At 44.5% G+C, this 14,650-nt stretch carries 13 protein-coding genes; 9 read left to right on the top strand and 4 right to left on the bottom strand.

Annotated features, from left to right (window positions below; all coding sequences use genetic code 11):
- Window positions 1-117: 117 nt before the first annotated feature.
- On the bottom strand, window positions 118-1,461 hold the full coding sequence (gene tolC / locus ACED60_RS07060; RefSeq protein ID WP_371727203.1) for an outer membrane channel protein TolC: 1,344 nt from the start codon (window positions 1,459-1,461) through the stop codon (window positions 118-120).
- Window positions 1,462-1,687: 226 nt separating this feature from the next.
- On the opposite strand from tolC, the gene nudF reads away from it, so the two are divergent.
- From nudF to parC, 6 genes are all read left to right on the top strand, one after another.
- Window positions 1,688-2,317 carry an ADP-ribose diphosphatase gene (gene nudF / locus ACED60_RS07055; protein WP_371727202.1) on the top strand — a complete coding sequence of 210 codons (630 nt, stop codon included), beginning with the start codon at window positions 1,688-1,690 and terminating at the stop codon, window positions 2,315-2,317.
- A gap of 4 nt (window positions 2,318-2,321) precedes the next feature.
- Entirely contained in the window at window positions 2,322-2,762 is a 441-nt protein-coding gene (locus ACED60_RS07050; protein ID WP_009848962.1) for a DUF1249 family protein, read from the top strand.
- 59 nt (window positions 2,763-2,821) lie between these two features.
- Window positions 2,822-3,646, top strand: coding sequence for a 3',5'-cyclic-AMP phosphodiesterase (cpdA, locus tag ACED60_RS07045; RefSeq protein ID WP_371727200.1), 825 nt, complete (start codon window positions 2,822-2,824; stop codon window positions 3,644-3,646).
- Window positions 3,646-4,251: an esterase YqiA gene (gene yqiA / locus ACED60_RS07040; protein WP_009848964.1), complete on the top strand. Its 606-nt coding sequence runs from the start codon at window positions 3,646-3,648 to the stop codon at window positions 4,249-4,251. The genes cpdA and yqiA overlap by 1 nt, the downstream gene beginning before the upstream one ends.
- A 239-nt stretch (window positions 4,252-4,490) precedes the next feature.
- Window positions 4,491-6,371: a DNA topoisomerase IV subunit B gene (parE, locus tag ACED60_RS07035; RefSeq protein WP_012603198.1), complete on the top strand. Its 1,881-nt coding sequence runs from the start codon at window positions 4,491-4,493 to the stop codon at window positions 6,369-6,371.
- Between the two features lie 3 nt (window positions 6,372-6,374).
- Window positions 6,375-8,633, top strand: a complete 2,259-nt coding sequence (gene parC, locus ACED60_RS07030) for a DNA topoisomerase IV subunit A (protein WP_012603199.1) — start codon at window positions 6,375-6,377, stop codon at window positions 8,631-8,633.
- A gap of 137 nt (window positions 8,634-8,770) precedes the next feature.
- Here the strand turns inward: parC and degS are convergent, their stop codons facing one another.
- The 3 genes from degS to zapG all read right to left on the bottom strand — a co-directional run bounded on the left by degS (window position 8,771) and on the right by zapG (window position 11,931).
- A complete protein-coding gene (gene degS / locus ACED60_RS07025; protein ID WP_371727199.1) occupies window positions 8,771-9,835 on the bottom strand; it encodes an outer membrane-stress sensor serine endopeptidase DegS in 1,065 nt (354 codons plus the stop codon).
- A gap of 158 nt (window positions 9,836-9,993) precedes the next feature.
- The gene (locus ACED60_RS07020) at window positions 9,994-11,352 is read right to left on the bottom strand and encodes a DegQ family serine endoprotease (RefSeq protein WP_371727198.1); all 1,359 of its coding nucleotides are present in this window, start codon (window positions 11,350-11,352) and stop codon (window positions 9,994-9,996) included.
- 123 nt (window positions 11,353-11,475) lie between these two features.
- Window positions 11,476-11,931 (bottom strand): Z-ring associated protein ZapG, encoded by a 456-nt coding sequence (gene zapG / locus ACED60_RS07015; protein WP_009848969.1) that lies wholly within the window; start codon window positions 11,929-11,931, stop codon window positions 11,476-11,478.
- A gap of 219 nt (window positions 11,932-12,150) precedes the next feature.
- Here zapG and zapE point away from each other — a divergent pair, with 219 nt between their 5' ends.
- The 3 genes from zapE to rpsI all read left to right on the top strand — a co-directional run bounded on the left by zapE (window position 12,151) and on the right by rpsI (window position 14,336).
- A complete protein-coding gene (gene zapE, locus ACED60_RS07010) occupies window positions 12,151-13,254 on the top strand; it encodes a cell division protein ZapE (RefSeq protein ID WP_102250313.1) in 1,104 nt (367 codons plus the stop codon).
- 247 nt (window positions 13,255-13,501) lie between these two features.
- The gene (rplM, locus tag ACED60_RS07005) at window positions 13,502-13,930 is read left to right on the top strand and encodes a 50S ribosomal protein L13 (protein ID WP_010434689.1); all 429 of its coding nucleotides are present in this window, start codon (window positions 13,502-13,504) and stop codon (window positions 13,928-13,930) included.
- Window positions 13,931-13,943: 13 nt separating this feature from the next.
- Complete coding sequence (rpsI, locus tag ACED60_RS07000) at window positions 13,944-14,336, top strand: 30S ribosomal protein S9 (protein WP_004740758.1); 393 nt, start codon at window positions 13,944-13,946, stop codon at window positions 14,334-14,336.
- Window positions 14,337-14,650 lie beyond the last annotated feature (314 nt).

Below are 14,650 nucleotides of genomic sequence, written 5' to 3'. Positions count from 1 at the left end.
TGAGAGTTAGCTTTCAATAGATAATAAAAATGCCGCTCATTGAGCGGCATTTTTGTAACGGTAATCTAGTCACTTTATTAAATACTCAGGTTAGAGTATTTAACTAGGATTTAAGCATTACTTACTTGCGACTTTTAGACCTGCGTTTACATCAACAATGTCTTGTTCGCTTAGCGTGCCAACAGCTTGACGAAGCTGAAGTACACTTAGGATGTAGTTGTAACGAGCATCTGAAAGGTTCTTGTTGGCATCGTATAGACGACGAGTTGAATCTAGTACGTCAACGATAGTACGAGTGCCTACATCAAAACCTGCTTCTGTAGCTTCTAGAGCCGACTGAGCAGAAACAACAGACTGTTCGTAAGCGCGTAGCGCACCAATTGAAGCGCTGATGTTGTTGTTGAATGCACGAACATCTTTTACAACGCTACGGTAAGTTGCTTCAAGATCTTCACTTGCTGCAACGTAGTTGTATTCAGCCTGTTTAGTCAAAGAAGTTGTACTACCACCTGTGTATAGAGGTACTTTAAGGTTCAAACCAACGTTTAGATTGTCTTGGTCGTAGTCGCCATTCCCTGTAGCAGTAGTCGCTGTATTCGTTTGACCTGCAAACGCGTAGCTACCATCTAAAGTTAAACTTGGTAGGTGGCCAGAACTTGCTAGTGTGATGTCGTCTTTAGCGATGTCTTGATCAATACGTGATGCCAATAGCTTCAAGTTTTTCTCTTGTGCTTGCTCAACCAGTGCAACAGCAGATTCAGAAGATTTGCTTGCTGAGAAACGGTCTGTATCTAAGATGTTTAGATTAGAGTGCTCTTGACCTGTGATTTCACGTAGACCTTCGTAGTTATTAATCAGAGTGTTCTCTGCTAAAACTTCGTCTGCTAATACGCCATCGTACTGAGCTTGCGCATCATGTACATCGGTGATTGCTGAAAGGCCAACTTCAAAGCGCTGCTTAGTTTGTTCCAGTTGACGAGCAACTGCGGCTTTTTCTGCACGAACAAACTCTAAGCTATCTTGAGCTCGAAGTACTTCGAAGTAAGCGGTAGCAACACGAAGGATCAGAGCTTGTTGCTCTGCTGCGTATGAAGAATCGGCTTGGCGAGCTTTTTTCTCTGCTGTATCTAGCGTGATCCAAGAAGAGCGTTTGTAAAGCTCTTGACTGAAACCAATGCCAACACCCCATTGATTATTGTCAAGATTCGAAGTACTTGCAGTATCGTAGTCACGCTCTCCGCGATTGATATCGTAGTTCGCGTTCAGGTTGATTTGTGGTAGCAAAGAGCTTCGGCTTGACGTTACTGCTTCAAAAGCGGCATCGCGCTTCGCTGCTGAACGAAGAAGTTGAGGATCGTTCTGTTTTGCTTGGTCGTAAACCTCAGCTAGCGTATCAGCGAAAGCTGACGAACTCAGGCTGCCAATTGCTGCACTGATAAATAGTGGAAGCAGTTTTTTCATTTTCCTATTCCTGCCTTTAATGGAATTTTCTTTAAAAGAGTTTAACCCAGTTTGGTGGTAATTTACTCGAAACTTTGCACTTTTTTACAGTTAACTGTCCACTTGTGCAATATTTATTTTTTAAAACTTAACTTTAATTATAAGTTTTATACTAAAAGTTGAACCTTATCCTTGGTAGTTAACTCGGACAATGAGTAAACTATAAGATCACTTAGTGAGGTACCAAATGCAACAGTATGACAATCAACGACATGAGTTTACTCCGCAAGATGTGGAAATAGTCTCAAAAGAGACGCTGTTTCGTGGTTTTTTCAAAATGGTTAAGTACACATTTAAACATAGACTGTTTGAGGGCGGCTGGAGCCAACCAATCGAGCGTGAGATGTTTGAGCGTGGACATGCTGCCGCGTTGCTACCTTATGATCCTGTGCGTGATGAAGTGGTGATCGTCGAACAGATCCGTGTCGGTGCTCTAGAGCATGAGAACCCGTGGCAACACGAAATTGTTGCGGGGATTATTGATACCGATGAATCACCACAAGATGTTGCTCGTCGTGAGGCGATGGAAGAAGCGGGGGTCGACGTCGGATCTGTATTGCCTATTACTTCGTATTATCCTTCATCCGGCGGTTGCTCAGAAAAGCTCGACGTCTTTGTTGGTTGTGTTGACGCCACGACAGCAAAAGGGGTTCACGGATTGGATTACGAAGGTGAAGATATTCGCGTGCAAGTGATGAGTCGCGAAGCCGCTTATCAGTTAGTAAAAGACGGTGTGTTTGAAAATGGCGCCACGATCATTGCGCTGCAGTGGCTACAATTGAACTACCAAGAATTACAGTCAGAGTGGATAGATTAACGTCATGCCAAATATAGCAGTCAAAAAACCGTATCATGTCGATCTGGCTGAATTGATGCGAGTTTACGAGACTAACTATGCCAAACTTAATGCTCTGTTACCGGTTGAGCATGAGGTTGGTGACGTTCGCTGTTACCAAGCCGTTAATATGGTGTATCAATTGACAGTGAATGAGGTCACAAAATACACCACATTAATAGATATATGTCAGAGTGACGCGATGCCAGTGTTTCCTTTGCCAAAAATGTCTGTCAGGCTATATCACGACGCTCGAGTTGCAGAAGTGTGCGCTAGCGGGGATTTTTCGCGAGTCAAAGCAAAATATGACTATCCCAACACAAAACTTCTGCAAAAGGATGAGAAATTTCAATTGAACAAATTTCTTGGGGAATGGTTAACGTTTTGTTTAAAAACGGGCATCAGCCGAACTCCAGTTTCTTTTTAATTGAGCCTATTTAAAAACACTTTTAAAGTCTAAACAGTAACGTATCTGGATTTGTTATTTTGGAATTATCACACACTTCAAAATTTGATGAGAGCAGTATTAAGCTTGTACAGCTAACGGACACGCATTTATTTGCGCCGAGCAATGGCAGCTTATTAAGCATCAACACTCAAGATAGCTTTCGTGCTGTAGTCGATGCCATTGTTAGTCAGGGCTTTGACTATCAAGCGATTTTAGCAACCGGTGATATTTCTCAAGATCACAGTGCTGAGTCGTACCAAAAATTTGAGTCAGGAATTCAACCTTTGGATAAACCGTGTTACTGGTTGCCAGGGAATCATGACTTCAAACCGAATATGGGCAGTGTTTTACCATCACCACAAATACAGTGCGTTGAGCATGTCTTGCTAGGTAATAATTGGCAGATGGTGATGCTGGACTCGCAAGTGGTTGGTGTGCCTCACGGACGTCTCAGTGATCAACAGCTTGATCTACTAGAACAAAAGCTAACCGAATTTCCCGAACGTAATACCTTGGTTCTGCTGCACCACCATCCACTATTGGTTGGCAGTGCATGGCTGGATCAACATAGTCTGAAAGATGCTGATCAATTTTGGGAAGTGGTTCAACAGCACACCAATGTGAAAGCGGTACTGTGTGGTCACGTTCATCAAGACATGAATCGAGATCATCATGGTGTACAAGTCATGGCAACACCGTCGACTTGTGTGCAATTCAAACCTAACTCAGATGACTTTGCGGTTGATACTTTGTCGCCTGGTTGGAGAGAGATTGAATTGCATCAAGATGGATCAGTAAGTACGCAAGTACGCCGTTTACCTCATGGACAATTCTTACCTGATTTTGAAGCGGCAGGTTATTGATGTTTGATTCTGAACAGCAAGCCGCTAAGCCGCCACTGCTTCTCTATATTCACGGTTTTAACAGTTCATCACGTTCTCACAAAGCAACGGTGATGACTGACTATTGCGCGGAGCATCGTCCTGATATCAAGGTGATGACACCTCAACTGCCGAGTTTTCCTCAGCAAGCGGCCATTTATTTGCAGCAACTGGTGGAGCAATATAAAGAGCAATATCAGATAGCGTTGGTAGGTAGCTCGTTGGGTGGCTATCTTTCAACATGGCTGAATAGTCACTATGGCTTTAAAGCTGTGGTTGTGAACCCAGCCGTTAAGCCGTATGAGCTTCTTGCTGACTATTTAGGTGAACAAGTAAATCCATATACAGAAGAGCGATATGTTCTGGAAACAAAACATATCAATGAACTGAAGGCGTTAGAGGTTCCGGCTATCGCTCAGCCGAGTGACTTCTGGTTACTTCAGCAAACGGAAGACGAAGTTCTGGATTACCGACAAGCGGTAGAGAAGTACCAAGGTGCAGTACAGACAGTAGAAGAGGGGGGGGATCATAGCTTTGTTAATTTTGAACGCTACCCCCAACAAATCATCACCTTTCTAAACCTTTAATCTGTTTCAGCAATCAAGTAATTTTCTCTTGTTTGACTGTTATTTCATCTATCAGTGGTGAAATATCATAGTTTGATGCCTTAGTTTTTGAACTAGCTTGACATCATTACTCAGCTTCCAGACTATATTCCCCAATACTTCGCTCGTTCGCTCTACTATGACGGTTCATAGTAATGATTTCGCTTTAGTCAAACTAGAGCCAGCGAACTGACGCAAACTTTTTGAGTAAACTCCGTATTATGACTGAACAATATAATGCAAAAGACCTCGAGGTACTTGAAGGTCTCGACCCCGTGCGACATCGCCCGGGAATGTATACCGAGACAGAAAGACCAAACCACCTTGCCCAAGAAGTCATTGATAACTCGGTTGATGAAGCACTAGCGGGACACGCTAAGAAGATTAAAGTCGTGTTGCATGCTGACCAATCGTTAGAAGTGACGGATGATGGCCGTGGTATGCCGGTTGATATCCACCCTGAAAAAGGGATCTCAGGTGTTGAGCTGATTTTAACTAAGCTCCACTCTGGCGGTAAGTTCTCGAACAATAACTACAAGTTTTCAGGTGGTTTGCACGGGGTAGGTATCTCGGTGGTAAACGCGTTGTCAAAACGTGTTGAAGTGACGGTTCGCCGTGACGGTCAGGTACATGAAATTGCCCTTGAAGGTGGTCATGCCGTAACGGATCTTACTGTTACAGGTACTTGTGGTCATCGCAATACCGGTACGACGGTACATTTTTGGCCAGATCCAAAATACTTCGATAGCTCTAAATTTTCGACACTTCGTCTAATTAACAACCTACGTGCAAAAGCAGTTCTTTGCCCAGGTTTAGAAATTACCTTTGTCGACAAGGTTGGCGGTGAAGAACATAAATGGTTCTATGAAGATGGCCTAAAAGACTACCTTGCCGAAGGCGTGAAAGGTTACACCTTACTTCCTGAAGAACCGTATGTTGGCGAATTCGTAGCTGAAACAGAAATGGCGAACTGGGCGATTATTTGGCAGCCAGAAGGCGGTGATATGATCACCGAAAGTTACGTGAACTTAGTACCGACTAAACAAGGTGGTACACACGTAAACGGTCTTCGCCAAGGTCTGCTTGATGCAATGCGTGAGTTCTGTGAATTCCGCAACTTGCTACCACGTGGGGTTAAGCTAACGGGCGACGATATTTTCGATCGCTGTTCGTACGTACTCTCGGTGAAGATGCAAGATCCGCAGTTTGCTGGTCAAACAAAAGAGCGCTTGTCTTCTCGTCAAACCGCTGCGTTTGTTTCTGGTGTGGTAAAAGATGCGTTTAGCTTGTGGTTGAACGAAAAGCCACAATTGGCAGAACAGTTAGCAGAAGCTTGTATTGCGAATGCTCACCGCCGTATGCGCGCAAGCAAAAAGGTTGTGCGTAAGAAAATCGCGTCAGGCCCAGCACTGCCGGGTAAGCTAACGGACTGTTCGGTTCAAGACTTAAGCCGTACCGAAATCTTCTTCGTGGAAGGGGACTCGGCGGGTGGTTCTGCTAAACAAGCTCGTGATCGTGAGTTCCAAGCGGTGATGCCACTTCGAGGTAAGATCCTAAATACATGGGAAGTGTCAGCAGACCAAGTATTGGCTTCGCAAGAAGTGCACGACATTTCGGTGGCTCTGGGTATCGACCCGGACAACGATGATTTATCAGGCCTGCGTTACGGTAAGATCTGTATCCTTGCCGATGCGGACTCGGATGGTCTTCATATCGCGACACTGCTATGTGCATTGTTTACCCGCCATTTCCATGCATTAGTTGAAGCGGGTCATATCTATGTGGCAATGCCTCCTCTGTATCGTATCGATTGCGGTAAAGAAGTGTTCTACGCACTCGATGACGCAGAGAAAGACGGTGTGCTTGAGCGACTATCGCAGAAGAAAGCCAAGATCAACGTGCAACGATTCAAAGGTCTGGGTGAAATGAACCCACTTCAGTTGCGTGAAACCACCATGGATCCAAACACCCGTCGCCTTGTTCAATTAACGATTGATGACAACGAAGCGACCAACGAGATGATGGACATGCTGCTTGGTAAAAAACGTGCAGATGATCGCCGTACATGGCTACAGACTAACGGTGATATGGCCGAGGTATAATGGATGTCTAACGAAATTACATATGATGGCGTTGAACAGCTGCCAATGCGCAAGTTCACCGAAGATGCCTACTTAAATTACTCAATGTACGTGATCATGGATCGTGCATTACCGTATATCGGTGATGGCTTGAAGCCAGTACAGCGTCGTATTATCTACGCGATGTCTGAGCTGGGCTTATCAGCTGCATCGAAATACAAAAAATCAGCACGTACCGTTGGTGACGTATTAGGTAAGTATCACCCACACGGTGACTCTGCTTGTTACGAAGCGATGGTATTGATGGCGCAGCCTTTCTCTTACCGCTACCCATTGGTAGACGGTCAAGGTAACTGGGGGGCTCCGGACGACCCGAAATCGTTCGCTGCAATGCGTTATACCGAAGCGAAATTGTCTAAGTTTGCTGAGGTTCTGCTAGGTGAACTAGGTCAAGGCACCGTTGATTGGCAACCAAACTTTGATGGCACCATGAAAGAGCCTCAAATGTTGCCTGCACGTCTGCCTCACATCTTACTTAACGGTATTACTGGTATCGCGGTAGGTATGGCGACTGACATCCCGCCTCACAATGTCCGTGAAGTGGCGAACGCAGCGATTCACTTGATTGATACGCCGAAAGCTGAACTTCCAGATGTGATGGGTTTCATTCAAGGGCCTGATTACCCGACAGAGGCTGAGATTATTTCGCCGAAGTCGGACATCGAAAAGATCTACCGTACTGGACGTGGCAGCATCAAGATGCGCGCGGTTTGGCACAAGGAAGGCTCTGATATTGTTATCACGGCTTTACCTCATCAAGTGTCAGGTGCGAAGTTACTTGAGCAAATTGCTAACCAGATGCGCGCTAAGAAGCTGCCAATGGTTGACGACTTACGTGATGAATCAGATCACGAGAACCCAACGCGTATTGTTGTCGTTCCTCGCTCAAACCGTATCGACTGTGACCAATTGATGAGCCACCTGTTCGCTTCTACGGATCTAGAGAAAAACTTCCGCGTTAACTTGAACATGATTGGTTTAGACAATCGTCCTCAAGTTAAAGGCCTAGTTCAAATTCTGAAAGAGTGGATTGAGTTCCGTCGTACAACTGTTCGTCGTCGTTTGCAGTACCGCTTAGATAAAGTACTAGCACGTTTGCACATTTTAGAAGGTTTGCTTGCTGCTTATCTTAATATCGATGAAGTGATTGAAATCATTCGTACAGAAGACGAACCATGTCCTGTATTGATGAGCCGTTTCAACATTTCTGAAATTCAAGCTAATGCGATTCTTGATATTAAACTTCGTAACTTAGCTAAGTTAGAAGAGTTTAAAATCCGAGCGGAACAAGAGGAACTTGAAGCTGAACGCGAAAAGCTTGAAAAGCTACTCGGTTCAGAGCGTCGCTTGAATACGTTGATCAAGAAAGAAATCCAAGCCGATGCAGATAAATACGGCGATGATCGTCGTTCACCTCTGATTGAGCGTGCTGAAGCGAAAGCGCTAACAGAACGCGACTTAGTACCAAGCGAACCAATCACGGTTGTGTTGTCTGAGAAAGGTTGGATTCGTCATGCTAAAGGGCATGAAGTTGATGCTGAAGGCTTGAACTACAAATCTGGTGATAAGTTCTTAGCGAGTGCTAAGGGTAAGAGTAACCAACAAGCGGTGTTCCTTGGCAGTGATGGCCGAAGCTACTCCCTTGAATCTCATTCATTACCGTCGGCACGTAGCCAAGGCGAGCCAATTACAGGCCGCTTGAACGTCAGCCCGGGTACTTCTATTCGCCAAGTGGTGATGGGAGAGAATGAACAATTATGGTTAGTCGGTTCTGATGCTGGTTATGGCTTTGTTTGTAAGGGGAGCGATCTGCTGTCAAAGAACAAGAGCGGTAAAGCGTTAGTTAACTTGCCACAAGCTTCTGAAGTGATGTTGCCAAGCCCTATTGCTGACTTGGACAGTAATCAGATTCTGGCAATTACTAACCAAGGCCGTATGTTGTTGTTCCCTATTAAAGACCTACCTCAGCTGAGCAAAGGTAAAGGCAACAAGATCATCAACATCCCTTCTGCGAAAGCAAAAGAGCGTGAAGAGTTTGTATCGCATCTGATGGCTATTCCAGAGAATGCAACGCTGACTATTTACGCGGGCAAACGTAAACTTGGCTTGAAACCTGCGGATCTTGAAAACTTCCGTGGTGAGCGTGGTCGTCGTGGTGGTCTGCTCCCAAGAGGTTTGCAGCGTGTGACTCGCATCGATATCGATGAACCTAGTGACGCCTAGTTTTGATTGAGTTTATCATTAGCTTTGATTGATAAAAGAAAACCCAGCTTAAGAGCTGGGTTTTTTGTATCTATACTTTTTGCATCCGTACATGGCGGTTTGAGTTGCTCGCTATTAGCAATCAAACTAAATATAGGCTACAGGCGCGTGTCTTCGGTAATGGTGACCTTGAGTGTCTTGCTTTCACCTTTGCGCAATACACCAACATCAATGATAGTACCCGGGCGAAGGTCAGTAACAATGTCCATTACGCTCTGTCGTCCGCTAATTTGGGTGTTGTTGATGCTGATAATGATATCTTGTGCTTCAAAGCCGGCATCGGCTGCAGGACCATTCGGGTCAATGCCTAAGACAACAATACCACCGATGTTCTTAGTACCGAGCAAGCGTGATGTCACCGAATTGATGTCTTGTCCGTCGATACCAATATAACCACGAATGACACGACCATCGGCGATGATCTTCTCCATGATTTTATTAGCAAGTGAGTAGGGGATTGCAAATGAGATCCCGTAGGTTTCCATGTCGGTAGCTTGTTGGAAAGAAGCCGTGTTGATACCGACGAGCTCACCTTGTGAGTTAACCAGTGCACCACCTGAGTTACCTTCATTGATTGCAGCATCAGTCTGGATAAAGGCTTGGTGACCATCTGCACTGATCGAAGAACGACCTGTTGCAGAGATAATGCCAAAGGTTGTCGTTTGCCCTAGGTTGTATGGGTTACCGATAGCCAGCACCACGTCGCCGACATTTGCTTTGTAATTCGGGTTCAGTGGAATAACAGGTAAGTTGTCACCGCTGACTCGGAGTATCGCAATATCGGTGCGTTTGTCTGAGCCGACAAGTTGTGCGGCCGCTACTCGTCCGTCTTGAAGTGCCACGACTATTTGGTCAGCTTGAGCAACAACATGGAAGTTGGTAATGATGTAGCCTTTCTCACTAACAATCACCCCTGAACCTAATCCTTGAGTTAGTAGCTTGTTGCGATCGCTTTCTGCGTATTTACGACTATAAATATTGACCACAGCGGGTGCAGCTCGTCGCACCGCTTGGTTAAATGAGATCTGAAGAGAGCCAATATTATCGACTTGAGGGTTCGTGACGTCTGCAACAATCGCCGGCCTTAAACTCGGGAATGCGAGAAGAATAAGCGCCGCTGAAACGAGTCCAAGGGAAATAGAACGAAATAGAAAGGACAGCATGTTTCCCTCTTCAACAAGTAAGGTATGAAGCATCCGTCAATGGATGACTGACTTGATTATCAGTGAAGCATAGCATTTTGATTGATCTAAAGAAAAGGGAGACTGAGTAAGTTTAAAGCAAACTTACTGAGCCCCCCTGTAATTACGCTGACGTATGGCTATCGAATAACTAGATAGATAGTCCTATCGTCTCGCTGGATATTAAGTGCCAATACGCCAGGTTGTTTTTCAAGAATCTTTCTAAATTCAGCAAGGTTCTTAACTGGTTGTCGGTTTACCCCGATGATGATGTCATCTTTAAGAAGCTGATAAGCTTCTGCTGGCGAACCTTGAGCGACACTTGATACCTTGACGCCTGTCGCTGAATCGCTGTCGGTTGTGTTGGTGAGCTCTGCACCGGCAAGTCCTTCATGGAGCTTTTCAGCTTGTGTCTTACTATTTGTGGATTCACCCAGCGTGACGTCAAAGGTCTTATTCTTACCGTCACGAACCACGCCTAACTCGATCTGTTTACCTGCACCTAAGGTGGCTACTTTGGCTCTTAACTCACTAAAAGTGTCAATACGCTTACCGTTAATGGAGACGATGACATCGCCCGCTTTCAATCCGGCTTTGTCTGCAGCACTGTCGGGTACAATTTGGCTAACAAAAGCACCTTTGCTGGACTCATAACCAAGCGCTTCAGCCAATTCCGAGGTGACCTCTCCACCTTGGACACCAAGCATGCCGCGTTTTACTTCACCGAAATCGAGAATCTGTTCAGTCAGGTTTGTCATCATATTGGATGGAATGGCAAAGCCGATACCGACATTGCCTCCGTTAGGTCCTAGGATGGCCGTGTTGATACCAATCAGTTCACCGTTAAGATTCACTAACGCACCTCCAGAGTTACCACTGTTAATCGCGGCATCGGTTTGAATGAAGTTTTCGAAGTTCTCTAGATTGAGACCGCTACGTCCTAACGCTGAAACGATACCGGATGTTACGGTTTGACCAAGCCCAAATGGGTTGCCGATAGCCACACTGAAATCGCCGACTCTCAATTTGTCGGAATCTGCGACTTTTATCTGGGTAAGGTTTTTGGCTGTTTCGAGTTTTAATAGCGCGATATCAGACATCTGGTCGCCGCCGATGAGTTCTGCATCGTACTCTCGACCATCATGCAGTTTTACTTTGATATCGTCGGCACCATTGATGACATGGTAATTGGTGACAATATGGCCTTTCTTGGCATCAATTATGACACCAGATCCTAGCCCGCGGAATGGACGCTCTCGTGTTTGTTCTGGACCAAAAAAGAATTGAAATTGTTCAGGGATTTGCTGACGTTGTACCTGTTTGCCTTCTACGGCAATACTAACCACAGCGGGGGTTACTTGTTCAAGCATAGGAGCAAGACTTGGTAATTGTTCATTACCCACACTTAATGGAAGTGCGGCTGTAGCTTGAATGGGGGTGATGATTGAACTTAAGCTTAAAGTCAGTACTGATAAAGCAAGCAAAGGTTTTTTCACCATAAACTCCTCTCTAGTTAAGGTCTTAACCCTCTTATACGTTTAATAAGTATGAGAAATTTCAAATGACCTGAGTGAAAGTTATGACTCAAAAACCTTTGTAAAGTTCACAGAAGTGTTAAATGTTTACGATGCTTTTGCTGTAACGACATCGGGAGCATCCATGATTTCTTTCTTCTGCTCGGTAAATAAACCCGTTGCGCCATTAGCGTAATCTTTCGGTTGTTCTTCAAGCGTCGACTCTTTAACTGAAGACTTATCTTGTGGCTTATCCGAATGAGCAGCGGCTGTTTTCACAAATGGGTTGTCTTGCTCTGGCAGGTTAGGGAGTAGCTCTGAGCTTGTTTTTTCCATGTGTTGGTAAAGCTTTGTATAGTCCTTACCTAAGGTGTCCAACATTTCTGCTGATTTCGCAAAGTGGTCAGCTAGCTCTTGTCGCTGCTGTTCCAGGGCAAACTTTGCGCTATCTAATTCTTTCTGTACGTTCTTTTGTTTTTTGTATTCAGGTGTCATGAGACGAGAAATAGCGACCCCTAAAATAACTCCGACTAGTAAACCGGCAACGGCATACATCCAAGGCATAACAGCTCCTTATTATTGTTTTTTAACATGTTTGTTACTGCTTAGTTACACGTGATACAGCTCCATGGTACTATGAGAAAGCCGCAGTATAAAGAGAAATGCGTGTGCGCTAGTTAGCAGTTTGATGCTGCATTATTCACCGCATAGCGACATGTCTCATACTGTTTGGGCTCATTTTTATTTGCTGTCTGATATCGCTTTCATTGTGGAAATGTCGTCATGAATCCCATTAAAAAATACGAACAAGATATAAAAGAACATGGATTTCAAAGAGATCCAGCACAAGAGCAAGCCGTTAAATCTTTAGATGAACTCTTTCATCAATTCCAAGATTACATGAATGCCCCTATTCCTCAACTGACTCGATTCCAGAAGTTAATGGGCAAAAAGCCAGAACTGCCACTGCCACCAAAAGGCCTCTATTTTTGGGGCGGCGTCGGGCGCGGTAAAACCTATTTAATGGATACGTTCTACGATGCTTTACCGACCACAAAAAAAATGCGCGTTCACTTTCACCGCTTTATGTATCGAGTCCATGATGAGCTAAGGGCACTAGGTAATGTTAGCGACCCGTTGCCTCTAGTCGCAGATAAGTTGAAAGAAGAAGCGGATATTATCTGTTTTGATGAATTCTTTGTTTCAGACATCACGGATGCGATGATCTTAGGAACCTTGTTCCAAGAGTTATTCGCTCGAAACGTTATCTTGGTTGCGACCTCTAATATTCCACCTGCGGATCTGTATCGCAACGGGTTACAGCGAGCGCGTTTCTTACCCGCTATTAAGCTCATTCAAGACAACTGTCATATTCTTAATGTTGATAGCGGAATTGATTATCGTCTGAGAACCTTAGAGCAGGCTGAGATCTACCATTACCCACTGGATAGCCAAGCTAACATTAACCTCGAAACATATTACGCGCAGCTTGTTGGTGAAGATAAAGAGAAGCTTAAGCAGATAGAGGTTAATCACCGTCAATTAGATGTGGTCGAAGCGAGTGATGGTGTGCTGCATGGTACTTTTGCTCAGCTTTGTCAGTCGGCTCGTAGCCAGAACGATTATATTGAGTTGTCTCGGGTTTATCACACGGTTCTATTGGCTGATGTGTTGCAAATGGGCGTGACTTCCGATGACGCTGCTAGACGCTTTATTGCGTTAGTTGATGAGTTCTATGAGCGCAATGTGAAACTGATTATTTCAGCGGAAGTGGAGCTAGAAAAACTATACACCCATGGTCAACTAGAGTTTGAGTTTAAACGTTGTCAGTCGCGTTTAATTGAAATGCAGAGCCATGAGTATTTGGCAAAAGAACACTTAAGTTAGCTTTGATTATCTCGAATAAGAAAGAGAATTAAAAAAATCGTGATTTTGTTCAAAAAGAGGTGATTTTTTCTTCGCTCTTCTCTATAATCCTGCGACCTACCGTTACTGCGGGCCTCTAGCGATGAGTAAAATCACGTTATGCCAAGAGTTTTCCAACACTCGAAGGGGTGATGAATGGTAACTCTTAGACAGTGGGAATACGCGAGTATTCCTTAAGTGTAAATTTTTTAAATAGGTAATTATTAGCATGAAAACTTTCGTTGCTAAACCAGAAACTGTAAAACGCGACTGGTATGTTGTAGACGCTGAAGGCAAAACTCTTGGCCGTCTAGCAAGTGAAATCGCTTCTCGCCTACGCGGCAAGCACAAAGCAGAATACACTCCTCACGTAGACACTGGTGATTACATCATCGTTGTTAACGCTGAGAAAGTTGCTGTAACTGGTAACAAAGCTAAGGGTAAGGTTTACTACCGTCACTCTGAGTTCCCAGGTGGTCTTAAAACTATCACTTTTGAAAAGCTAATTGCTAAGAAACCAGAAATGGTTCTTGAACTAGCAGTTAAAGGTATGCTTCCACGTGGTCCACTAGGCCGCGCGATGTACCGTAAGCTTAAAGTGTACGCTGGTACTGAGCACAACCATGTTGCTCAACAGCCACAAGTACTAGACATCTAAGGGGATTAAGACAATGGCAGAGAATCAATACTACGGCACTGGTCGTCGCAAAAGCTCAGCAGCTCGTGTTTTCATCAAACCAGGCTCTGGTGAGATCGTAATCAACAAGCGCAGCCTTGATGTTTACTTCGGTCGTCCAACTTCTCGTATGGTTGTTAAACAACCTCTTGAGCTAGTTGAACTAACTGAGAAACTTGACCTTTACATCACTGTTTCTGGTGGTGGTATTTCAGGTCAAGCTGGCGCAATCCGCCACGGTATCACTCGTGCTCTTATGGAATACGATGAAACTCTACGTCCTGCTCTACGTGCAGCTGGCTATGTTACGCGTGACGCTCGTTGCGTTGAACGTAAGAAAGTTGGTCTACGTAAAGCACGTCGTAAACCTCAATTCTCTAAGCGTTAATTTTTCTTTACGAAAAAGTACACGCTCCCAGTTTTTCGACTGGAATTGTGGTTCAAAGCTCGGCTATATGCCGGGCTTTTTGTTTTTATGCCCCCTCTAAACGCTTTCCCTCCCTCGTTTTATTTCCAAATTCTTATATTTTGAAAGCTTTTGTAACCCAATGTGCGCTTTGCCTCATGATTGTTACAAAAAGGTAGCTTTATCTTGTCAAAAAGTAGGGTTTTATTTATCATTTGCCGTCAATAAATAGAACTAAATACATATTTTGTTAGCCATGCTCTTTATTCGGAATTATTTCAATCCATAAGGAGCAA

This window comes from Vibrio sp. 1F279, assembly GCF_041439815.1.
Taxonomy (GTDB): domain Bacteria; phylum Pseudomonadota; class Gammaproteobacteria; order Enterobacterales; family Vibrionaceae; genus Vibrio; species Vibrio tasmaniensis_A.
Note: the sequence above shows the minus strand (reverse complement) of the source record. Positions and strands in the feature narration are given on the sequence as shown.

Excerpts from the sequence above, each read along its gene's own strand:
- ACED60_RS07050 (WP_009848962.1), top strand. The coding sequence starts at position 2,322 with ATGCCAAATATAGCAGTCAAAAAACCGTATCATGTCGATCTGGCTGAA.
- ACED60_RS07020 (WP_371727198.1), bottom strand. The coding sequence starts at position 11,352 with ATGGTGAAAAAACCTTTGCTTGCTTTATCAGTACTGACTTTAAGCTTA.
- tolC (WP_371727203.1), bottom strand. The coding sequence starts at position 1,461 with ATGAAAAAACTGCTTCCACTATTTATCAGTGCAGCAATTGGCAGCCTG.
- parC (WP_012603199.1), top strand. The coding sequence starts at position 6,375 with ATGTCTAACGAAATTACATATGATGGCGTTGAACAGCTGCCAATGCGC.
- yqiA (WP_009848964.1), top strand. The coding sequence starts at position 3,646 with ATGTTTGATTCTGAACAGCAAGCCGCTAAGCCGCCACTGCTTCTCTAT.
- nudF (WP_371727202.1), top strand. The coding sequence starts at position 1,688 with ATGCAACAGTATGACAATCAACGACATGAGTTTACTCCGCAAGATGTG.
- zapG (WP_009848969.1), bottom strand. The coding sequence starts at position 11,931 with ATGCCTTGGATGTATGCCGTTGCCGGTTTACTAGTCGGAGTTATTTTA.
- zapE (WP_102250313.1), top strand. The coding sequence starts at position 12,151 with ATGAATCCCATTAAAAAATACGAACAAGATATAAAAGAACATGGATTT.
- parE (WP_012603198.1), top strand. The coding sequence starts at position 4,491 with ATGACTGAACAATATAATGCAAAAGACCTCGAGGTACTTGAAGGTCTC.
- degS (WP_371727199.1), bottom strand. The coding sequence starts at position 9,835 with ATGCTGTCCTTTCTATTTCGTTCTATTTCCCTTGGACTCGTTTCAGCG.
- rplM (WP_010434689.1), top strand. The coding sequence starts at position 13,502 with ATGAAAACTTTCGTTGCTAAACCAGAAACTGTAAAACGCGACTGGTAT.
- rpsI (WP_004740758.1), top strand. The coding sequence starts at position 13,944 with ATGGCAGAGAATCAATACTACGGCACTGGTCGTCGCAAAAGCTCAGCA.